Source organism: Corynebacterium pseudogenitalium (assembly GCF_024453815.1).
Lineage (GTDB): Bacteria > Actinomycetota > Actinomycetes > Mycobacteriales > Mycobacteriaceae > Corynebacterium > Corynebacterium pseudogenitalium.
In genome coordinates, this window is record NZ_CP072934.1 from 444,813 (window position 1) to 462,974 (window position 18,162).

An 18,162-nucleotide genomic window follows, 5' to 3' on the forward strand; every position below is an offset into this window, starting at 1 on the left:
GGGAGGCGGCGAGCGCCCCGCGTTATTGAGCGTGGGGAGCGTGAAGTAGCCCCCGACAGATCATGCGGAAAACGCGACCTGGCACGACATAGTTTTGCTGGTCAGGTGGGTAGGGAACCGCAACGAGAAAGGTAAACGGTCATATCTTATGACGATGACTGATCCAATCGCAGACATGCTGTCTCGCGTGCGCAACGCGTCGCACGCACAGCACGAGAGCGTGACAATGCCTTCCTCCAAGATCAAGGCAAACATCGCCGAGATCCTGAAGCAGGAAGGCTACATTGCTGATTACAAGGTTGAGGACGCCAAGGTTGGCAAGCAGCTGACCCTGGACCTCAAGTACGGCCCGACCCGTGAGGCTGCCATCGCTGGCCTGCGTCGCGTGTCCAAGCCTGGTCTGCGCGTGTACGCAAAGTCCAACGACCTGCCGCAGGTGCTGGGTGGTCTGGGTGTGGCGATCATCTCCACGTCCCAGGGTCTCCTCACTGACCGTCAGGCCCAGGAGAAGGGTGTAGGCGGAGAAGTTCTCGCCTACGTCTGGTAAAGGGAGGTTGAAAAGACTATGTCGCGTGTAGGTAATGCACCCATCGCCATCCCGAATGGTGTCGAAGTTAAAATTAACGGTCAGGTCGTAGAGGTCAAGGGCCCTAAGGGTTCCCTCAACTTCGAGCTGCCTGAGCCAATCACCGCTGCGGTTGAGGACAACGAGATTGTCGTCTCCCGTCCGGACGATCACCGTAAGCACCGTGCGCTGCACGGTCTGTCCCGTTCCATGGTCAACAACCTCGTTGTTGGCGTGACCGAGGGCTACAAGATCAACATGGAGATCTTCGGTGTCGGCTACCGTGTCCAGGCCAAGGGCAAGAACCTCGAGTTCTCGCTCGGCTACTCCCACCCGATCCTCATTGAGGCTCCGGAAGGGATCAGCTTCGCAGTCGATGGCAACACCAAGTTCTCCATCGAGGGCATTGACAAGCAGCAGGTTGGCCAGATCGCGGCTAACATCCGCCGCCTCCGTAAGGATGACCCATACAAGGGTAAGGGCATCCGCTACGAAGGTGAGCAGATTCGCCGCAAGGTCGGAAAGACGGGTAAGTAATCATGAGCAATTCTGCAGAGAACACCAAGCGCACCCCGGTCGGCAAGGATATTTCCTCCCGCCGCCGCGAGGCTCGTGCACGTCGCCACTTCCGTATCCGCAAGACGCTGCGCGGCACCCCGGAGACCCCACGTCTCGTTGTGCACCGCTCTTCGCGTCACATCCACGTCCAGCTGATCGACGATCTCGCTGGCCACACGCTCGCAGCGGCATCCTCCATCGAGGCTGACGTGCGCGCAATGGAAGGTGACAAGAAGGCAAAGGCAGCCAAGGTTGGCCAGCTGATCGCTGAGCGTGCCAAGGCTGCAGGCATCGAAGCTATCGTCTTCGACCGCGCAGGTTACAAGTACCACGGTCGCGTCGCAGCTCTTGCCGACGCCGCTCGTGAAGGTGGTCTGAAGTTCTAATGACCACCGCAATCATCACCATCAACGGAAGGATCGCGTAATGGCCGAACGTGAACGGCGTGACGGCGGACGCTCCGCCGACAACCAGAACAAGAAGAATGAGCGCAACAACCGCGGTGGCCGTGGCCGTCGCGATGATCGTCGCAACCAGAATGATGACCGCGACAAGTACATCGAGCGCGTCATCACCATCAACCGTGTCGCAAAGACCGTGAAGGGCGGACGCAACATGTCCTTCACCGCTCTCGTCGTCGTTGGCGACGGCAAGGGCATGGTCGGCGTTGGCTACGGCAAGGCAAAGGAAGTTCCTGCCGCTATCCAGAAGGGTGCAGAAGAAGCACGTAAGAACTTCTTCCGCGTCCCGATGATCGGTGGCACCATTCCTCACCCAGTCCAGGCAGAAGAGGCAGCAGGCATCGTTATGCTGCGCCCGGCTGCACCAGGTACCGGTGTTATCGCCGGTGGCGCAGTTCGCCCAGTGCTCGAGTGCGCTGGCGTCCAGGACATCCTTGCTAAGTCGATCGGTTCTGACAACGCTCTGAACGTTGTTCAGGCAACGGTTGCAGGTCTCAAGCAGCTCGTACGCCCTGAGGAAGTCGCTGCGAAGCGCGGCAAGGACCTCGAGGACGTCGCACCTGCTCGCATGCTGCGCGCACGCGCAGGACAGGAGGCGTAAGAACAATGGCTTTGAAGATCACATTGCACCACGGCAAGGTTGGCGAGAAGCCACTGACCCGTAAGAACCTCGAGGCTCTCGGTCTGCGCAAGATCGGCCAGTCCGTTATTAAGAAGGACAACGCCGCAACCCGTGGACAGATCCTGAAGGTTCGCCACCTCGTTACCGTCGAAGAAGTTGCAGGGGAGTAGAACAACATGGCTGAAATTATCAAGCTCCATGATCTGCGCCCAGCAAAGGGCGCTAACAAACCAAAGTTCCGCGTAGGTCGCGGTGAAGCAGGCAAGGGCGGCAAGACCGCTGGCCGTGGTACCAAGGGCACCAAGGCTCGCAAGCAGGTCTCCGCAGCATTCGAGGGTGGCCAGATGCCACTTCACATGCGCCTGCCGAAGCTCAAGGGCTTCAAGAACCCGAACCGCGTGGAGTACCAGGTAGTCAACGTTCAGGCGCTCGCAGAAGCGTTCCCGAACGGCGGCACCATCACCATCGACGACATCGTCGCAGCTGGCCTGGTTCGCAAGAACCACCCAGTCAAGGTGCTGGGCAACGGCGACATCAACGTCAAGTTGGACGTCACCGCTACCAAGTTCTCCAAGTCTGCGGTTGAGAAGATCGAGGCAGCCGGCGGGTCCACCACCCAGGCATAAGCCTTCATCTTCGCGCCACAGCGCAGAGAAAAGCTCCCCACTCGTCAACGACGAGGTGGGGAGCTTTCGTATTAGAGGGTTTCGACGGCGGCCAGCACGCCCCGCGTAAGCCCAGGCAGCGCCCGGTAGATCGCGGTGTTCGCATGCTTTTCGACGCCCCCAAGCACCTGCTCAGCGAAGCGGGCGGGGTGCTCGGCGGTGAAGGAGCGCAGCACGGCCAACGCGGCGGCTTGATCGGCCTCGGAGGACGCGCTGAGTGCCAGGGCGCACATGTGGCTGATACAGCGGAACTCCAGCCCGATGTGGTCCGGCGGGAGGTTATCGGCGCCGGGGTCAAAGCCGACCTGGTGGTAAACGGCGGCGACGGCCGCGGCGTCCTCATCCATGACGAGTCCGTCCTTGGAAAAGTACGGGGACTCATACGGCTGGGCGAGCGGGGAGCTTACGCCGATGAACAGGTAGAGGTGGTCGCGCTGCAGCGCTTCGGCGGTGTCGCGCTCCGCTTCCAGCAGGGCGTTGATGGCTTGCTGCGAGGCGTCGTCCTCGAGCGGCCATGACTGCAGGAAGGAAGGGGCGGAGAGGGCGTCGAGAAGCGGGCCTTGAGGCTCGTCGAGGAAGAGCTGCCCCACGATGTCTGCTGCGATGTGGCAGCGTTCAAGTAACTCTGTGTGCATCAGATTCCGATCCGGTCAACTGCGCCGTAGAACATGAAGCGGCCCAGCAGCTCCGCGATGACCACCAGGATGTACGCGACGGTGATCCACAGCATTGCGCTCGAGGTGGGGCGGCGGGTGCGACCGCCGAACGCCAGGATGAGGCCCACGATGAACGCACCGACCAGCAGGAGCCCAATGCGGATGACGAATGCGGTCATGTTGAACTCAAACTGCGCCGGGTTCGGGCCCGCGGGGCGGCCGTAGTTGAACACCATCACGATGAAAATGAGCGGCACGACGACGGTCAGCGCGATGCCGATCCAGCGCAGCGAGGCGTGGATGAGGTCCCAGACTTCTTCCTTCTGGGCATCTGTCTGGTCTTCGTTGCGCGCGGACGGAATGAGCTTTTTGATGAGCTCGGAGTCCTCGAGCCAGTTGTACGCCGTGAGCGCGACCGCAATCGCGAGCAGGCCGGTGACCGCGGCGGAGAGATAGAACGCCGCCGGGGTAGTCCAGTGGTTCCACGATGGGATCGTGGGCAGCATGTAGAGGCGCGCCATGGTGGCGATGAACCCGATGCCGGCAATTGCGGTGATGACCGCGATGGTTGTGCGGGTGCCCACGGAGCCCCAGTCAAAGAACTGGCAGGCAGCGAACAGGAAGCCGAGCGCCGCGAAGATGCAGCCGCCCACGAGCTCCTGGGTGAGTCCGGAGGAACTGATGTGGCGCATCACGTTCAGCGCGTTGAGCGGGTTGCCGAGGTGGAAGAACGCGAGGCAGAAGCCTGCGATCATGATTGGGCCGATTGCGTAGAGCGCCGGCACACAAATGCGGTTAATCGCGTTCGCGGAGTAGCGGGTGCGTCCCACCATTGTGATGACGCCGAGGACGAAGAACGCGCCGACTGCCATCTGCCCGAACGTAGTGAAAAACGTGAGGGGCCATTCGTGCATATTCATGAGTTAGACCTCTTCCGGGTTCATGATCTCGCCAGCATCCAACGCGTCCCAGCGCTTTGCGTCCTTGTGCGGCTTGATGGTCAGGCGTGGTTCGGTAAACGTTGGGTCCGGCAGCGGCGCGATGCCGGCGACGTCGCCGTGTTCCTTGCGCAGCTCGTCGATAGGGCCCCAGTCGAGCGCGCGCGACGGGCACGCGGCCACGCACGCCGGGTCCTTGCCCTCTGCGCGGTAGTCGGCGCACAGGTCGCACTTCGTCATGACGCCCTTTTCAGGGTTGAACTGTGGCGCGGAGTAGGGGCACGCCCACTCGCAGTAGCGGCAGCCCACGCACTTGTGCGGGTCGACGGAGACGACGCCGTCCTCGCCGATGTGCATCGCGGTGGTCGGACAGACCTTGGTGCAGATCGGGTTGTCACAGTGGTTGCAGGACACCGATGTGTAGTAGGTGAACGTATTGGTGGTCAGCTCGCCGTCGGCGTTGCGGTTCCAGTCGCCGCCCGAGTACTCGACCACGCGGCGCCAGTTCACGCCGATCGGTGTGTTGTGCTTGTCCTTGCAGGCGATCTGGCAGGCTTTGCAGCCGTTGCACAAGGTCTGGTCGAAGAAGAAACCAAGGCGCTTGCTCGGCTTGTCGTTGTTGTTAGCCATGTTGTTGTTTCACTCCTTGGTGTTGTTATTTCGCTTTTTCAACCTGGCACAGCGCCGTGTGCTGCGCGTTGCCCTTGGCAAGAGGGGAGGGATGCCAGCTGGTCAGCGTATTGACGGATGCCCCTACGTCCACGCCGCCGTCCTTCGGGTTGAACCAGGAACCCTGCGGCACCGAGATGACACCCGGTGCGATTCGCGGGGTGACGCGGGCGATGGAGCGGATCCGGCCACGCTTGTTGTAGGCGTAGACGGGGTCGTCGTTCTTGATGCCGCGTTCCTTGGCGTCGATGGGGTTGATCCAGAGGACCTGCGGGTGGGCGTCGTCGCGCAGCCAATCGACGTTGCCGTAGGAGGAGTGGGTGCGGCCCTTGGTGTGGTGGCCGATGACCTGCAGCGGGTACTCCTTGTTCTCTGCGGCTTCCTCGGCGCCTTCCCAAGTTGCGACCTGCTCCGGCAGCGGTGTCAGCTTGTCGCCTGCGATGTTCGGGTCAAACTCCCACTCCTTCGACATTTCGTAGAGCTCGGAGGAGAAAATCTCGATCTTGCCGCTCGGGGTCTCCAGGGGGTTGGCCACTGGGTCCTCACGGAAGTCTTTCAGTGCGACCGTGGTTTCGCCTTCTCGACGCCACACACCCATCTTCTTGAGCTCCTCAAAGGACGGAAGCTCCGGGATCTCCTTGCGGGATTCGTCGAGGGTGTAGCGCAGCCACTCTTCCTGGGTGCGGCCTTCGGTGAATTTGTCGCGCACACCGAAGCGTTCAGCGAGATCGGCGACGACGTCGTAAATCGGCCGACAGTCGTACAGTGGCTTGATCGCGCTGGAGGCCAGGATGGTGTACTCCAGGTTGCCCGCCGAGCCCTGCTGGATGATGTCGGTTTGCTCAGCGGTGGAGCAGTCCGGCAGAACGTAGTCCGCGTAGCGCGCGGACACCGTCATCTGGATGTCGCTGACGACGATGAGTTCGGCCTTGGAGTCGTCGCGAAGCAGCTCGACCGTGCGATTGAGGTCGCCGTGCTGGTTCGTGTTGGTGTTGCCGGCGTATTGCCAGATCATCTTGATCGGGACGTCGAGTTTGTCCTTGCCGCGTACGCCGTCCTTCGTCTTGGTCATCTCTGGGCCGTGGTCGACGGCCTGTGGCCACATTGCAACCGAGATCGAGGTCTCCACCGGGTTCTCGTACTGCGTGTTGAACGGGTACGTCATCGGCAAGCTTGCCGAGCCCTCGCGAGCGCCGGTGCCTCCACCAGGGATACCGATCTGCCCGAGCAGCGCTGCCAGCGTAAACACCGCGCGCGACTGGTTCTCGCCGTTCGCGTGGCGCTGCGGACCCCAGCCCTGGGTAATTGCGGTTGGCTTTGCGGTGCCCATCTCGCGGGCAAGCTGGCGGATCTTCTGCGCGGGTACACCGCAGACGCGGGCGGCCCACTCAGGAGTCTTTTCGACGCCGTCCGGCCCCTTGCCCTCAATGTAGGAGCGGTACGAGCCGTTCTTCGGCGCGCCCTTCGGCATGTGGTCCTCGTCAAAGCCGACACAATACTTGTCCAGGAACGCTTGGTCGTGCAGGTTCTCGGAGAGCAGTACGTGCGCGATACCTGCCACGAGCGCTGCGTCGGTGCCCGGGCGGATCGGAACCCATTCGTCGCCAAGGCCGACTGCGGTCTCGGAGTAGCGCGGGTCGATCACGATGGTCTTCACGCCGTACTTGCGTTTCGTCTGCTGGGTGACGAACGTCTCGCCACCACCGGACATGCGGGTCTCAAGCGGGTTGTTGCCGAACATGACCTGCAGCTTGGAGTTCTTCACGTCGTCGAAGGAGTTCGACGTGACCCAGGAACCGTAGTGGTACGGGTAGGCTGCCGTGATCTGCGCGGTGGAGTAGTCGGCGTAGTGGTTCAGGTAGCCGCCGATGAGGTTCATAAACCGTGCGAAAGGAGTCTCGACAGGCGGCCAGGAGCGCGCGACGGTGCCGCCGATGGTCCCCGTGCCGTACGCGAGGTAGATCGACTCGTTGCCGTATTTGTCCAGGATGCCCTTCATCTGGTCGGCGATTTCGTCGAGCGCCTGCTCCCAGGAGATTTCGATCCACTCGCCGTCGCCGCGCTTCGTGCCGGGCTTGCGCTTCAGCGGCGTCTTTAGCCGGTCCGGGTTGTAGATGCGGTGGCGGATTGAGCGGCCGCGCACGCAGGCGCGGATCTGCTGCGAGCCGATGGAGTTGTCGCCGCCATCGTCCGGAAGGACGCGGGTGACGCGCCCGTCCACAACTTGGAGGCGCAGTGGGCAGCGGGAGCCGCAGTTGACGGTGCAGGCGGACCAGACGAACTTCGGGTCGGTGCTCGTGCCTTCTGCGGCCTCTGCGGCGCCGACACCTGGGGTGCCGCGCAGGAGCGTGCCAGAGACGGCCGTCGTCGCTACGGCCGCGCCTCCTACGAGGCCTGACCATTGGAGAAATTTACGCCGACTCACGGGAGTCGGCGTTGGTGTAGGTGCTGTGCTCATCGCTGTCCCTTCGAATGCGAGGATTTTCTACAGAAAAGTCGTGAATAAATGTAATACCAATTACGTATTTTTGAGTGTAGTGATTTTCAATCGAAAGTTGGAAACCCTCGCGGGGGTGCTGGCCGAATCGGGGGTTTGGCCTGCTAACTGGTAGAGTAGTGGGGTCAATCCTGTCTGGAGTGTCCCGTCAGCCCGCTACGGTGGTTGTGACGTGCACTTTTGGCAACCGTACTGTCCACTATCTCCTGCGTGAGTGCTGCAGGAGCCAGGAGGCTTTGTGTCCGCTATATTGCAAGCGTTCAAGGACCCGGATCTTCGGAAGAAGATTCTGATTACCCTTGCGTTGATGATTCTGTACCGCATTGGTGCCCAGATTCCGACGCCTGGTGTCGACTACGCGTTGATTAACTCCCGTCTGGAGGAAGTCGCTCAGGGTGACAACGCCACGATGTTCTCCATCATCGGGCTGTTCTCTGGTGGTGCGTTGCTGCAGTTGTCCATCTTCGCGATTGGCATCATGCCGTACATTACGGCGTCGATTATCGTGCAGCTGCTGACCGTGGTGATTCCGAAGTTCGAGGAGTTGAAGAAGGAAGGGCAGTCGGGCCAAACCAAGATGACGCAGTACACGCGTTACCTCACGGTTGCGCTGGCGCTGCTGCAGTCCGCAGGTATTGTGGCGCTGGCCGACCGTGAGCAGCTCCTCGGCCAGGGGATTCCGGTGCTTATTGAGGACCGCAACATCTGGACGCTCATCATGATGATCATCGTCATGACGTCGGGTGCGGTCCTGATTATGTGGCTCGGCGAGATCATCACTGAAAAGGGCGTTGGCAATGGTATGTCCCTGCTGATCTTCGCTGGTATTGCGACGAAGCTTCCGTCCGAGGGTGCCTACATCCTGAAGAACTCCGGCGCGGTTACCTTCGCCATGGTCGTTGCGGCGATCATTGCGTTGGTCGTCGGCATCATCTTCATCGAGCAGGGCCAGCGTCGTATCCCGGTGCAGTACGCCAAGCGCATGGTTGGGCGCCGTCAGTACGGCGGTTCTTCTACGTACCTGCCGCTCAAGGTCAACCAGGCTGGCGTTATTCCTGTGATTTTCGCCTCCTCGCTGATGTACGTTCCTGTCTTGATCACGCAGATCGTGACCATGAACAACACGACCCCGCCGGACAACTGGTGGATGAACAACGTCATGGCGTGGCTGCAGAACCCAGGCTCCTGGCAGTACATCCTGGCGTACTTCGCCATGATCATCTTCTTCTCCTACTTCTACGTCTCTATCCAGTACGACCCGGTCGACCAGGCAGAGAACATGAAGAAGTACGGTGGCTTCATCCCAGGCATTCGTCCGGGTCGCCCAACCGCCGAGTACCTCGCGTTTGTGATGAACCGTCTCTTGTTCGTTGGCGCGCTCTACCTTGCACTCATCGCGATCCTGCCGAACCTGGCGCTCGACGCCGGCATTGGCGGCGCTGGCCGCGGTGGCATGAGTGCGTTCGGCGGTACGGCTATCCTGATTATGGTGTCCGTAGCATTGACTACGGTCAAGCAAATTGAATCCCAACTTCTCCAATCCAACTACGAAGGACTGTTGCGATAATGCGACTTGTACTACTTGGCCCTCCCGGCGCTGGCAAAGGCACTCAGGCAGCCATTCTCTCCGAGAAGCTCGGCGTTCCGCACATCTCCACCGGTGACCTGTTCCGTGCGAACATCGGCCAGGGCACCCCGCTTGGTGTCGAAGCGAAAAGCTACATCGATGCTGGCAAGCTTGTGCCGACCGATGTCACCGCACGCATGGTGGAAGACCGACTCAGCCAGGAAGATGCTGCGAACGGCTTCCTGCTCGACGGTTTCCCGCGCACCGTTGAGCAAGCAGAGATCCTGAAGGAGCTGCTGAGCAAGCAGGGCCTGAAGCTGGACGGCGTGCTCAACTTTGTTGTCGACGAAGACGTGGTGGTCGAGCGCATGCTCGCGCGTGGCCGCGCGGACGACAATGAGGAAACGATCCGCACCCGCCTCAAGGTCTACCGCGACGAAACCGCGCCGCTGATTGACCACTACGGCGACGAGATCATCTCCATCGACGCCGTTGGTGACGTTGATGAAATCAACGAGCGCGCGATGGCGCAGCTGAAGAAGTAACATACAGCGTCTATATAGGCGCAAGGGCCGGTAGGGACTCGACGAGTGCCTACCGGCCCTTTTACGCAGTAACTCTAGGAAGGAAGCGAATGATGGGGTTCCGGAAGCGCAAGATTGTCGCAAAGACACCTGAGCAGCTCGACGCGATGGAGAAGGCAGGCCGAATCGTCGGCTTGGCGCTGCAGGAGGTGCGGGCGGCGGCCGCCCCCGGCAAGTCGACGCTCGACTTAGACAAGGTCGCCGAGACTGTTATCCGTGATCACGGGGCCACGCCCACATTTTTGGGGTATCAGGGCTTTCCGGGGTCGATCTGTGCGTCAGTCAACGAGGTAGTCGTGCACGGAATTCCGAACAAAGAGACTGTGCTCCGCGAGGGAGACCTGGTCTCCATCGACTGTGGCGCGACCTTGCATGGTTGGGTAGGGGATTCCGCGTGGACGTTCGGTGTGGGTGAGCTCGAAGCGGACGTCGAAAAGTTGAACCAGGCAACCGAATGGGTGCTGCACGAGGGGCTGAAGGCGATGGTGCCGGGCAACCGGTTGACCGACGTGTCGCATGCACTCGAACGCGCGACGTACGCAGCAGAGGAGAAGTTCGGAGTGGAGCTCGGCATTGTGGACGGGTACGGCGGCCACGGGATCGGACGCACGATGCACGAGGATCCATACCTTGCCAACGAGGGAAAACCCGGACGCGGCCCTGTGATCCAGGAGGGGTCGGTGTTGGCGATTGAGCCGATGCTGATCCTCGGCGGAGAGATCGACACGGAGGTGCTCGGTGACGACTGGACTGTCGTTTCCATCGACGGCGCCCCGGCATCGCACTGGGAGCACACGGTCGCCGCCACGGCTGACGGGCCGCGCATCCTCACTGTCCGCGAAGCGAAGTAAGCTATACTGCCCACATGCGTTATCAACCTCGACATGCGAAGCCATCCCAACTGAGCCGCAAGCTTGCCGGTTTGAGTGTTGGAATCGGCGTCGCCGCCTCCATGCTTGCCCAGCCAGCGATGGCGGAGGCGCAGCAGATGCCAGCGATGTCTTCGAATGGTGGACTGGGTGCCCTGCTTGAGCAGACGCAGTCTCAGCTCTCCAGCATCGGCTCCAGTACGCCCGACGCACGTGAGCGAGCATGGCAGACCCGCAACTCGCTGCGCGCGCAGGCCGACGGATTGGCGGCAATCAACAAGGACCTGCCAGCCCAGGCGAAGGCAAGCATCGATGCTACTGTCGAACGCTTCTACCCAGGCCTGATCGCCGAGAAGACTCCGAAGCCAGCGCCGAAACCAGCTGCACGCCCGGCGCCACCTGCACAACCCGCGTTCGATTACGGCCCATGTCCGAAGGATGCGAAGGTGTGTGTGGACACCGGCGGACGCCGTTCCTGGCTGCAGAATAACGGCCAGATGTACTACACGGCTGACCTGATCGGTCCGGGCAGGCCTGGCCTTGATACGCCGAAGGGTACGTTCTACGTCAACCGCAAGGTGAAGGATGAGATCTCGTGGGAGTTCGGCAATGCGCCGATGCCGTACGCGACGTACTTCACCAACAACGGTATCGCGTTCCACCAGGGGGATCCGTCGATTCTCTCGCACGGCTGCGTTCGCATGTACCGCGCGGACGCCCAGCGCTACTTCCAGGATCTCGCTATCGGGGACAAGGTCTTCGTCTTCTAGCTGCTCCATTCTTTTCGACGCCCACCTGCGGACTTAGCTTCGCAGGTGGGCTTGTGTTTGCGCTGGTGACGGGATATAGTTGACCACTGGTGTTTATGCACCACGTAGTACAAGTATGTTTTACGTCAGCTACCAGCGGAAACACTGCGCATCAATGAGGATCGCTGTGTTCCGTGAGCTATAGGAAGTGGAGTGTATGGCAAAAGAAGGCGCCATTGAGGTAGAGGGTCGCATCGTCGAACCTTTGAAGAATGCTATGTTCCGTGTCGAGCTCGACAACGGGCATGAGGTCCTTGCTCACATCAGTGGCAAGATGCGCCAGCACTACATCCGCATCCTTCCTGAAGACCGGGTCATTGTGGAGCTGTCTCCATATGACCTGGACCGTGGGCGTATCACGTACCGCTACAAGTAATTTCGTTTGAAGCCTCCTTACCCAGACGCGTGGCGTTGCTGCGCGTCGCTTACCTTTGGCTACGGTGGCCAAAGCCACGTGTATCACGGCCCATCCTCCGGTACGGTCCGGATAAAGAGTCGGTTGGCGTGGGCGGATAGGGAGAAAACCGCCGTAACAACCCGAAAGGTACGTTCCACATGGCACGTCTAGCTGGTGTTGATCTTCCGCGCAATAAGCGCATGGAGATCGCACTTACTTACATTTATGGCATCGGCGCAACCCGCGCCAAGGAGCTGCTCGAGAAGACGGGCATTTCTCCAGACCTGCGTACGGACAACCTGAGCGACGATCAGCTGTCCGCACTGCGTGACGCAATCGAGTCCTCCTACACCGTAGAGGGCGACCTGCGTCGTGAGGTGCAGGCAGACATCCGCCGCAAGATTGAAATCGGCTCCTACCAGGGCCTTCGTCACCGTCGTGGCCTGCCTGTTCGCGGGCAGCGCACCAAGACGAACGCTCGCACTCGTAAGGGCCCGAAGAAGACCATCGCAGGAAAGAAGAAGTAATCCATGCCTCCTAAGACTCGTTCCGGTGCGCGCCGTGGTGGCCGTCGCATCGTAAAGAAGAACGTGGCTGCTGGCCACGCATACATCAAGTCGACCTTTAACAACACCATCGTCTCGATCACGGATCAGACCGGTGCTGTTATCTCCTGGGCTTCCTCCGGCCACGTTGGCTTCAAGGGATCCCGCAAGTCCACGCCGTTCGCTGCTCAGATGGCAGCTGAGAACGCTGCTCGCAAGGCGATGGACCACGGTATGAAGAAGGTTGACGTTTTCGTCAAGGGTCCAGGCTCCGGCCGTGAGACCGCAATCCGTTCGCTCCAGGCTGCTGGCCTGGAGGTGTCCTCGATCTCTGACGTGACCCCACAGCCGTTCAACGGCTGCCGTCCGGCGAAGCGTCGTCGCGTTTAAGGCAGAAAGGAAAAGAGGTAATACATCATGGCTCGTTATACCGGCCCTGCTACCCGTAAGTCCCGTCGCCTCCGCGTCGATCTCGTCGGCGGTGACATGTCCTTTGAGCGTCGCCCGTACCCTCCGGGGCAGGCTGGCCGCGCTCGCATCAAGGAATCTGAGTACCTGCTCCAGCTCCAGGAGAAGCAGAAGGCTCGCTTCACCTACGGAGTGATGGAGAAGCAGTTCCGTCGCTACTACGAGGAGGCCAACCGCCTCCCAGGCAAGACCGGCGACAACCTGCTGATCCTGCTTGAGTCCCGTCTGGACAACGTTGTATACCGTGCAGGTCTGGCGCGCACGCGCCGCCAGGCACGTCAGCTTGTTTCCCACGGTCACTTCACCGTGAACGGCAAGCGTATCGACGTTCCTTCTTACAAGGTCACGCAGTACGACATCATCGATGTTCGTGACAAGTCCCGCAAGATGCTCTGGTTCGAAGAGGCCCAGGACAACTTGCTGGACGCCGTTGTTCCGGCATGGCTCCAGGTCGTTCCGGACACCCTGCGCATTCTCGTGCACCAGTTGCCGGAGCGCGCTCAGATCGAGGTGCCGCTGCAGGAGCAGCTCATCGTCGAGCTCTACTCGAAGTAAGCCCGCTTACTTCACCCCGCACTGCGTCGATACGTACGTATACAAGTGGTGCGATATCTTTCCGAAAGTCCATATTCTCGCGGCTTCATATAGTGGTAGCCGGAAAAGGAGAAGTTCATGCTCATCTCACAGCGTCCGCAGCTGACCGAGGAGTACATCGATACCAACCGCTCGAAGTTCATCATTGAGCCACTCGAGCCAGGTTTTGGTTACACGCTGGGTAACTCCCTGCGCCGTACGCTGCTGTCGTCCATTCCGGGCGCAGCGGTTACCTCGATCAAGATTGATGGTGTGCTCCATGAGTTCACCACCATCAACGGTGTGAAGGAAAACGTTTCCGAGATCATCCTCAACATCAAGGACATCGTGCTGTCGTCGGAGTCCGACGAGCCAGTCGTGATGTACCTGTCCGTTGAAGGCCCAGGAGTCGTTACCGCCGGCGACATTGAGACGCCAGCTGATGTTCAGATCCACAACCCGGATCTGCACATCGCTTCGCTCAATGAGCAGGCACGCCTTGAGATGGAGCTTGTCGTGGAGCGTGGCCGTGGCTACGTCCCAGCGATGCCGAACTCTGGTGGGGAAGCCGGCCGCATTCCGGTCGACCAGATCTACTCGCCAGTGACCCGTGTTGCCTACAAGGTTGAGGCAACCCGTGTTGAGCAGCGCACTGACTTCGACAAGCTGATCATTGACGTGGAGACGAAGAACTCCATGTCTGCTCGCGACGCGTTGGCTTCGGCCGGTTCCACCCTGGTGGAGCTGTTCGGCCTGGCACGTGAGCTGAACACGGCAGCAGAAGGCATCGAGATCGGCCCGTCCCCACAGGAGACGGAGTACATCGCGGCTTACAACCTGCCGATTGAGGATCTCAACTTCTCCGTCCGGTCCTACAACTGCTTGAAGCGCGAGGGCATCAACACCGTCGGCCAGCTGGCTGAGTGCTCTGAGACCGACCTGATGGATATCCGCAACTTTGGCGAGAAGTCCATCAATGAGGTCAAGATCAAGCTCGCCTCCATGAGCCTGACGCTGAAGGACGCTCCGGAAGATTTCGACCCGACCCAGATCGAAGGCTACGACGCCGAGACTGGTGACTACGTCGACGACACCGCGGAAGAAACCGAGTAAACCAAGAGCACGCGCTCACAATCCCATACGAGGAGTACGAAAATGCCTACCCCGAAGAAGGGTGCCCGTCTCGGAGGGTCCGCCGCCCACCAGAAGCACATTCTGTCTAACCTGGCGCAGTCCCTGTTCGAGCACGGCGCCATCACGACGACCGATGCAAAGGCGAAAGCACTTCGCCCATACGCTGAGAAGCTGATCACCAAGGCGAAGGGCGGTTCCCTGCAGGAACGCCGCGCTGTTGCTGCGAAGCTTCCGAACAAGCAGATCGTTGCATACCTGTTCAACGAGCTTGCACCGAAGTTCGAAAACCGCAACGGCGGCTACACCCGCCTGATCAAGGTTGCACCTCGCTCCGGCGACAACGCTCCAATGACCCAGATTTCCCTGGTTCTGGAGCCAGCTGAGGCGAAGGCTTCCAAGGAGGACTAGTCCTCCGCTGAGTGAGCTTTTCTAGCTCAACCACATGAGACCCCGCGTCCACCTTCACGGTGTCGCGGGGTTTTCGCATTCCAAAAGCACGCGACCAGTTTGCTAGCCTGTAACGAATGAACACGATGCGGCTGCGTTTCGACATCGCCTATGACGGCACCGACTTTCACGGCTGGGCCCGGCAGAAAGGCGACCTGCGGACCGTCCAAGGAACCGTGGAGGACGCGCTCGCGCTTGTGCTGCGCCACCCCGTCGCCCTGACGGTCGCGGGCCGTACGGATGCGGGGGTCCACGCCCGTGGCCAGGTTGCGCACGCAGACATCGACCCGGCCGCGTTGCAGCAGCGCTCTCTTGACGGTGATCCTGCACGCCTGGTGCGTCGCCTTGCCAAACTGCTACCGGACGACATCCGAGTTCAACAAGTCCGGGAGGTTGCCCCTGAGTTCGACGCTCGCTTCTCGGCGATGGCGCGTCACTACATCTACCGCGTCACTACCAACCCAGCGGGGGCGCTGCCGACACGGACGCGTGACACTGCGGTGTGGGCTCGCCCGGTCGACGTGCAGCTAATGCAACAGACCGCCGACGTGCTGCTCGGGCTGCACGACTTCGCGGCGTTCTGCAAGCCGCGACCGCACGCGACGACGATCCGCGACGTGCACAGCTTCCGCTGGGTAGACGCTTCCACGGAGGCGGAGCCGCAGCTCTACGAGGCACACATCAGTGCCGACGCGTTCTGTTGGAACATGGTGCGCGCACTGACCGCGACGTGCCTCACGGTCGGGCAGGGCAAGCGCGACCTGGCGTGGGCCACTGGACTGCTCGACGCCACTGAGCGGCGCGCCGACGTACCGTTAGCCCCCGCGAAGGGGCTGACCTTCGACCACGTTGTGTACCCACCAGAGCAGGAGTGGGAGGCACGAGCCAACACAACTCGTGATCGGCGTTCGCTCTGAGAGCGCAAAGCGATAAGATTTCACCAGTCTCAACGTCTTAGGTCTCGAAGGAGTACGCGTGGTCACTGCCGGGATGTTCATAGCAGCGGTACTTGTGTTTGTGCTGCCAGGATTCCTGGTCAACGTCATCTCCGGCATGCGTGTGCCGGCGTCGGTGGTGGCGTCGATACCCGTGAGCTTCGGCATTATTGGCTTCAGCGCCTGGTCTTGGGGCCTGACGTCGGCGAGGTTTTCGCCGTGGACGTTCTCTGTGAGCGTGGTGTTTGTGATGTTGTGTGCTGCGGGGTGGCGCTACGCGTTTGCGCGCCGCGCCCGCGAGCGCTGGACTGGCACTGGGCAACTGTCGTGGCGTCGGGCGCTGCTGCCGGGGACTCCGCAGGAGCGGCGCGAAGGCAGTGTGGTTGACCCCGTCTGGGTGCTGCCGCTGCTTGGTGTGATTGCGGGGTCGGCGATGCTGATCAGTGACAAGCTGCGGTGGCTGCAGGGAACTCCGCTGGGTTTGGCCAATATCGTGCAGGGTTGGGATTCCCAGTGGCACGCCAATACTGTGCGCTTCATCATGGATGAGGGGATTGCGTCGCCAACGCGCATGGGGGAGCTGATGTACCAGGAGACGCACAGTTCGCTGTTGTATCCCTCGGGGTACCACGCGGGGGTTGCGTTGTTTGCCAAGACCGCTGGGATGGCGCCGATCCCCGCGCTGAATGTGGCGCAGGCGATCGTGCCATCGGTGGCGGCTTGCGTGTCCGTGGCGTGCCTGGTGTTTGCGTTTCTGCGGTCGCGGGGGCTGACGGCGCAGATCGCGGCGGGGTTCGCGCCGCTGCTGGTGTACGGTGCGCCGCAGCTGATGTGGGTGTCGGATTTTGTTGGCATGTGGCCGTACATGATGGCAGTTGCGCTCACGGGCATTGTGATTTGGCAGTTCCTGGAGGTGCCACGGCATCACAACTCGGCGTTTGCGGCGGCCATCGGGTTCTTCGGGGTGGTGGCGGTGCACCCGTCGCCGGTGACCACGATTGCGCTGGCGGTGGCCTTCGCTTGGTGCTTTTCGACGCTTCTTCGTCCCGTCCGTTCACGCCTCGTGGACACTGTCTGGTTAGCGGCCCCGGCGCTTGCCGGTGCGGTGCTGTTCCTGCCACAGATGTTTGCTGGTTCCGAGCAGGCGCAGGAGGTCGCGGGGTGGTCTACTCCGGAGGATGGCACGGCGCCAAATCCGTGGGCGCTCGCGATCACGATGGATACGCGCCACGTCACTGAGTACTTCCCGAACTACAACCCGACTGTGCTGCTGTGGCTCGCGCTCGTGGGGGCGGTGGCGGTTGTGGCGTGGCGTCGCCAGGTGTGGCCGGTGGCGTTCTACGTCCTGTCACTTGCGACGGTGGTGCAGGCAACCGCACCGCTTCCGCCGGTGCTGGACGTGGTGCCTTCGCTGGTTTCGGGGCTGCACTACAACACGGCGCACCGCCTGGTGTTGCCGGTGGTGATGTGCGTCATCGTCGCGGCGGCCATAGGGGCCTCGGTGATGATTCGGATGCTGACGTTGGCGCCGGTTGCCGCGCGTGAGGGCACGGTGGTGGCGAAGGGGGCGTCGACAATTGGGGCGGTGCTCGTGTCCCTCGTGGTGGCTGCGAGTACTGCGACCGCCGTGCACGCGAATGCAGCTCAATCGGCGGAGGGCATTTACACCGCTCCGCGCGTTGGCGGTCGAATGGTCAACGATGACGACCTGGCTGCGTTCGACTGGCTCGCGACGCAGCCTGTGGCGTGGGAAGGCGTGACCTACGGCGAGCCCGCGGACGGGCATTCGTGGCTGTATGCCTACACCGGCGTGCCGACGCTCTCCCGGCACTACCTGTGGCCAGCGAAGACACGAGGCGACGACACCGCAACCGCGTTGTTCGACGTAGAGATGCTCGGGCGCGGGGTGCTCGGCGACGCGACGGCGAAGAACGCCGTGGACCGGGCCGTTGAACGGCTGAACATCAAGTTTTACATCGCATCGCCGCCGTCGTTCTGGGCGCAGCAGCCGCCGCGCGTGAATTTGAACAATGCCACGGCCAATAGCGCGCTGACCCCGGTGTACGTGAAGGGAGACACGGTGATCTTCGCGGTGAACGAGGCGTTTACGCGCGCCGAGCTCGCGGAGATGCAGCACGACGCCGTCAAGCACGGCTCGGAACCGCTGGAGCTTTGGTAGTGTAAGGCAGCGTTATTGGTTATC

At 61.3% G+C, this 18,162-nt stretch carries 21 protein-coding genes and 1 pseudogene; 18 read left to right on the plus strand and 4 right to left on the minus strand.

Annotation, left to right across the window (positions count from 1 at the left end):
* Positions 1–148: 148 nt before the first annotated feature.
* Genes rpsH through rplO form a run of 6 tightly spaced genes read left to right on the plus strand, consistent with a single transcriptional unit; the run spans position 149 to position 2,832 of the window.
* The gene (gene rpsH / locus KBP54_RS02070; protein ID WP_070363078.1) at positions 149–547 is read left to right on the plus strand and encodes a 30S ribosomal protein S8; all 399 of its coding nucleotides are present in this window, start codon (positions 149–151) and stop codon (positions 545–547) included.
* Between the two features lie 18 nt (positions 548–565).
* Positions 566–1,102 (plus strand): 50S ribosomal protein L6, encoded by a 537-nt coding sequence (rplF, locus tag KBP54_RS02075; RefSeq protein ID WP_070477559.1) that lies wholly within the window; start codon positions 566–568, stop codon positions 1,100–1,102.
* 2 nt (positions 1,103–1,104) lie between these two features.
* The gene (rplR, locus tag KBP54_RS02080) at positions 1,105–1,509 is read left to right on the plus strand and encodes a 50S ribosomal protein L18 (RefSeq protein WP_070363076.1); all 405 of its coding nucleotides are present in this window, start codon (positions 1,105–1,107) and stop codon (positions 1,507–1,509) included.
* A 40-nt stretch (positions 1,510–1,549) separates the two neighbouring features.
* Positions 1,550–2,185, plus strand: coding sequence for a 30S ribosomal protein S5 (gene rpsE, locus KBP54_RS02085; protein WP_070363075.1), 636 nt, complete (start codon positions 1,550–1,552; stop codon positions 2,183–2,185).
* A 5-nt stretch (positions 2,186–2,190) separates the two neighbouring features.
* Complete coding sequence (gene rpmD, locus KBP54_RS02090; RefSeq protein ID WP_070363074.1) at positions 2,191–2,376, plus strand: 50S ribosomal protein L30; 186 nt, start codon at positions 2,191–2,193, stop codon at positions 2,374–2,376.
* Between the two features lie 6 nt (positions 2,377–2,382).
* A complete protein-coding gene (gene rplO / locus KBP54_RS02095; protein WP_070363073.1) occupies positions 2,383–2,832 on the plus strand; it encodes a 50S ribosomal protein L15 in 450 nt (149 codons plus the stop codon).
* Positions 2,833–2,903: 71 nt separating this feature from the next.
* Here the strand turns inward: rplO and KBP54_RS02100 are convergent, their stop codons facing one another.
* From KBP54_RS02100 to KBP54_RS02115, 4 genes are read right to left on the minus strand one after another with little or no spacing between them, the layout of a single operon-like run.
* Positions 2,904–3,506: a TorD/DmsD family molecular chaperone gene (locus KBP54_RS02100; RefSeq protein WP_256006177.1), complete on the minus strand. Its 603-nt coding sequence runs from the start codon at positions 3,504–3,506 to the stop codon at positions 2,904–2,906.
* Entirely contained in the window at positions 3,506–4,447 is a 942-nt protein-coding gene (locus KBP54_RS02105) for a dimethyl sulfoxide reductase anchor subunit family protein (RefSeq protein WP_256006180.1), read from the minus strand. Before KBP54_RS02105 ends, KBP54_RS02100 begins: the two co-directional genes overlap by 1 nt.
* A gap of 3 nt (positions 4,448–4,450) precedes the next feature.
* Positions 4,451–5,095 (minus strand): DMSO/selenate family reductase complex B subunit, encoded by a 645-nt coding sequence (locus tag KBP54_RS02110; protein WP_070363070.1) that lies wholly within the window; start codon positions 5,093–5,095, stop codon positions 4,451–4,453.
* A 25-nt stretch (positions 5,096–5,120) separates the two neighbouring features.
* Complete coding sequence (locus KBP54_RS02115; RefSeq protein WP_070975807.1) at positions 5,121–7,592, minus strand: DMSO/selenate family reductase complex A subunit; 2,472 nt, start codon at positions 7,590–7,592, stop codon at positions 5,121–5,123.
* A gap of 277 nt (positions 7,593–7,869) precedes the next feature.
* Between KBP54_RS02115 and secY the strand changes: the two genes are divergently transcribed.
* The 12 genes and pseudogenes from secY to KBP54_RS02175 all read left to right on the plus strand — a co-directional run bounded on the left by secY (position 7,870) and on the right by KBP54_RS02175 (position 18,138).
* Positions 7,870–9,198 carry a preprotein translocase subunit SecY gene (secY, locus tag KBP54_RS02120; RefSeq protein ID WP_070477568.1) on the plus strand — a complete coding sequence of 443 codons (1,329 nt, stop codon included), beginning with the start codon at positions 7,870–7,872 and terminating at the stop codon, positions 9,196–9,198.
* Positions 9,198–9,743: an adenylate kinase gene (locus KBP54_RS02125; RefSeq protein ID WP_070363068.1), complete on the plus strand. Its 546-nt coding sequence runs from the start codon at positions 9,198–9,200 to the stop codon at positions 9,741–9,743. Before secY ends, KBP54_RS02125 begins: the two co-directional genes overlap by 1 nt.
* A gap of 92 nt (positions 9,744–9,835) precedes the next feature.
* Complete coding sequence (gene map / locus KBP54_RS02130; RefSeq protein WP_070477786.1) at positions 9,836–10,633, plus strand: type I methionyl aminopeptidase; 798 nt, start codon at positions 9,836–9,838, stop codon at positions 10,631–10,633.
* Positions 10,634–10,647: 14 nt separating this feature from the next.
* On the plus strand, positions 10,648–11,421 hold the full coding sequence (locus KBP54_RS02135; protein WP_070477570.1) for a L,D-transpeptidase: 774 nt from the start codon (positions 10,648–10,650) through the stop codon (positions 11,419–11,421).
* 196 nt (positions 11,422–11,617) lie between these two features.
* Positions 11,618–11,836 carry a translation initiation factor IF-1 gene (gene infA / locus KBP54_RS02140; RefSeq protein ID WP_018017508.1) on the plus strand — a complete coding sequence of 73 codons (219 nt, stop codon included), beginning with the start codon at positions 11,618–11,620 and terminating at the stop codon, positions 11,834–11,836.
* A gap of 179 nt (positions 11,837–12,015) precedes the next feature.
* Positions 12,016–12,384 (plus strand): 30S ribosomal protein S13, encoded by a 369-nt coding sequence (rpsM, locus tag KBP54_RS02145; protein ID WP_070477572.1) that lies wholly within the window; start codon positions 12,016–12,018, stop codon positions 12,382–12,384.
* Between the two features lie 3 nt (positions 12,385–12,387).
* Complete coding sequence (gene rpsK / locus KBP54_RS02150; RefSeq protein WP_070363064.1) at positions 12,388–12,792, plus strand: 30S ribosomal protein S11; 405 nt, start codon at positions 12,388–12,390, stop codon at positions 12,790–12,792.
* Positions 12,793–12,819: 27 nt separating this feature from the next.
* The gene (gene rpsD, locus KBP54_RS02155) at positions 12,820–13,425 is read left to right on the plus strand and encodes a 30S ribosomal protein S4 (protein ID WP_070363063.1); all 606 of its coding nucleotides are present in this window, start codon (positions 12,820–12,822) and stop codon (positions 13,423–13,425) included.
* Between the two features lie 117 nt (positions 13,426–13,542).
* Positions 13,543–14,556, plus strand: coding sequence for a DNA-directed RNA polymerase subunit alpha (locus tag KBP54_RS02160; RefSeq protein ID WP_070363062.1), 1,014 nt, complete (start codon positions 13,543–13,545; stop codon positions 14,554–14,556).
* Positions 14,557–14,598: 42 nt separating this feature from the next.
* Positions 14,599–14,979 (plus strand): annotated as a pseudogene (gene rplQ, locus KBP54_RS02165) (50S ribosomal protein L17); the annotation flags it as partial.
* A gap of 122 nt (positions 14,980–15,101) precedes the next feature.
* Entirely contained in the window at positions 15,102–15,941 is an 840-nt protein-coding gene (truA, locus tag KBP54_RS02170; RefSeq protein WP_070975809.1) for a tRNA pseudouridine(38-40) synthase TruA, read from the plus strand.
* Positions 15,942–15,999: 58 nt separating this feature from the next.
* The gene (locus KBP54_RS02175; protein ID WP_256000515.1) at positions 16,000–18,138 is read left to right on the plus strand and encodes a DUF6541 family protein; all 2,139 of its coding nucleotides are present in this window, start codon (positions 16,000–16,002) and stop codon (positions 18,136–18,138) included.
* The last annotated feature ends 24 nt before the right edge of the window (positions 18,139–18,162 follow it).

Coding starts and splice junctions, on each gene's coding strand:
- KBP54_RS02100 (WP_256006177.1), bottom strand. CDS start 3,506: ATGCACACAGAGTTACTTGAACGCTGCCACATCGCAGCAGACATCGTG.
- rplO (WP_070363073.1), top strand. CDS start 2,383: ATGGCTGAAATTATCAAGCTCCATGATCTGCGCCCAGCAAAGGGCGCT.
- rpsM (WP_070477572.1), top strand. CDS start 12,016: ATGGCACGTCTAGCTGGTGTTGATCTTCCGCGCAATAAGCGCATGGAG.
- rplR (WP_070363076.1), top strand. CDS start 1,105: ATGAGCAATTCTGCAGAGAACACCAAGCGCACCCCGGTCGGCAAGGAT.
- KBP54_RS02135 (WP_070477570.1), top strand. CDS start 10,648: ATGCGTTATCAACCTCGACATGCGAAGCCATCCCAACTGAGCCGCAAG.
- KBP54_RS02110 (WP_070363070.1), bottom strand. CDS start 5,095: ATGGCTAACAACAACGACAAGCCGAGCAAGCGCCTTGGTTTCTTCTTC.
- KBP54_RS02160 (WP_070363062.1), top strand. CDS start 13,543: ATGCTCATCTCACAGCGTCCGCAGCTGACCGAGGAGTACATCGATACC.
- KBP54_RS02125 (WP_070363068.1), top strand. CDS start 9,198: ATGCGACTTGTACTACTTGGCCCTCCCGGCGCTGGCAAAGGCACTCAG.
- KBP54_RS02105 (WP_256006180.1), bottom strand. CDS start 4,447: ATGAATATGCACGAATGGCCCCTCACGTTTTTCACTACGTTCGGGCAG.
- rpsE (WP_070363075.1), top strand. CDS start 1,550: ATGGCCGAACGTGAACGGCGTGACGGCGGACGCTCCGCCGACAACCAG.
- rpsD (WP_070363063.1), top strand. CDS start 12,820: ATGGCTCGTTATACCGGCCCTGCTACCCGTAAGTCCCGTCGCCTCCGC.
- map (WP_070477786.1), top strand. CDS start 9,836: ATGGGGTTCCGGAAGCGCAAGATTGTCGCAAAGACACCTGAGCAGCTC.
- rpmD (WP_070363074.1), top strand. CDS start 2,191: ATGGCTTTGAAGATCACATTGCACCACGGCAAGGTTGGCGAGAAGCCA.
- KBP54_RS02115 (WP_070975807.1), bottom strand. CDS start 7,592: ATGAGCACAGCACCTACACCAACGCCGACTCCCGTGAGTCGGCGTAAA.
- rpsK (WP_070363064.1), top strand. CDS start 12,388: ATGCCTCCTAAGACTCGTTCCGGTGCGCGCCGTGGTGGCCGTCGCATC.
- truA (WP_070975809.1), top strand. CDS start 15,102: ATGAACACGATGCGGCTGCGTTTCGACATCGCCTATGACGGCACCGAC.
- rpsH (WP_070363078.1), top strand. CDS start 149: ATGACGATGACTGATCCAATCGCAGACATGCTGTCTCGCGTGCGCAAC.
- infA (WP_018017508.1), top strand. CDS start 11,618: ATGGCAAAAGAAGGCGCCATTGAGGTAGAGGGTCGCATCGTCGAACCT.
- rplF (WP_070477559.1), top strand. CDS start 566: ATGTCGCGTGTAGGTAATGCACCCATCGCCATCCCGAATGGTGTCGAA.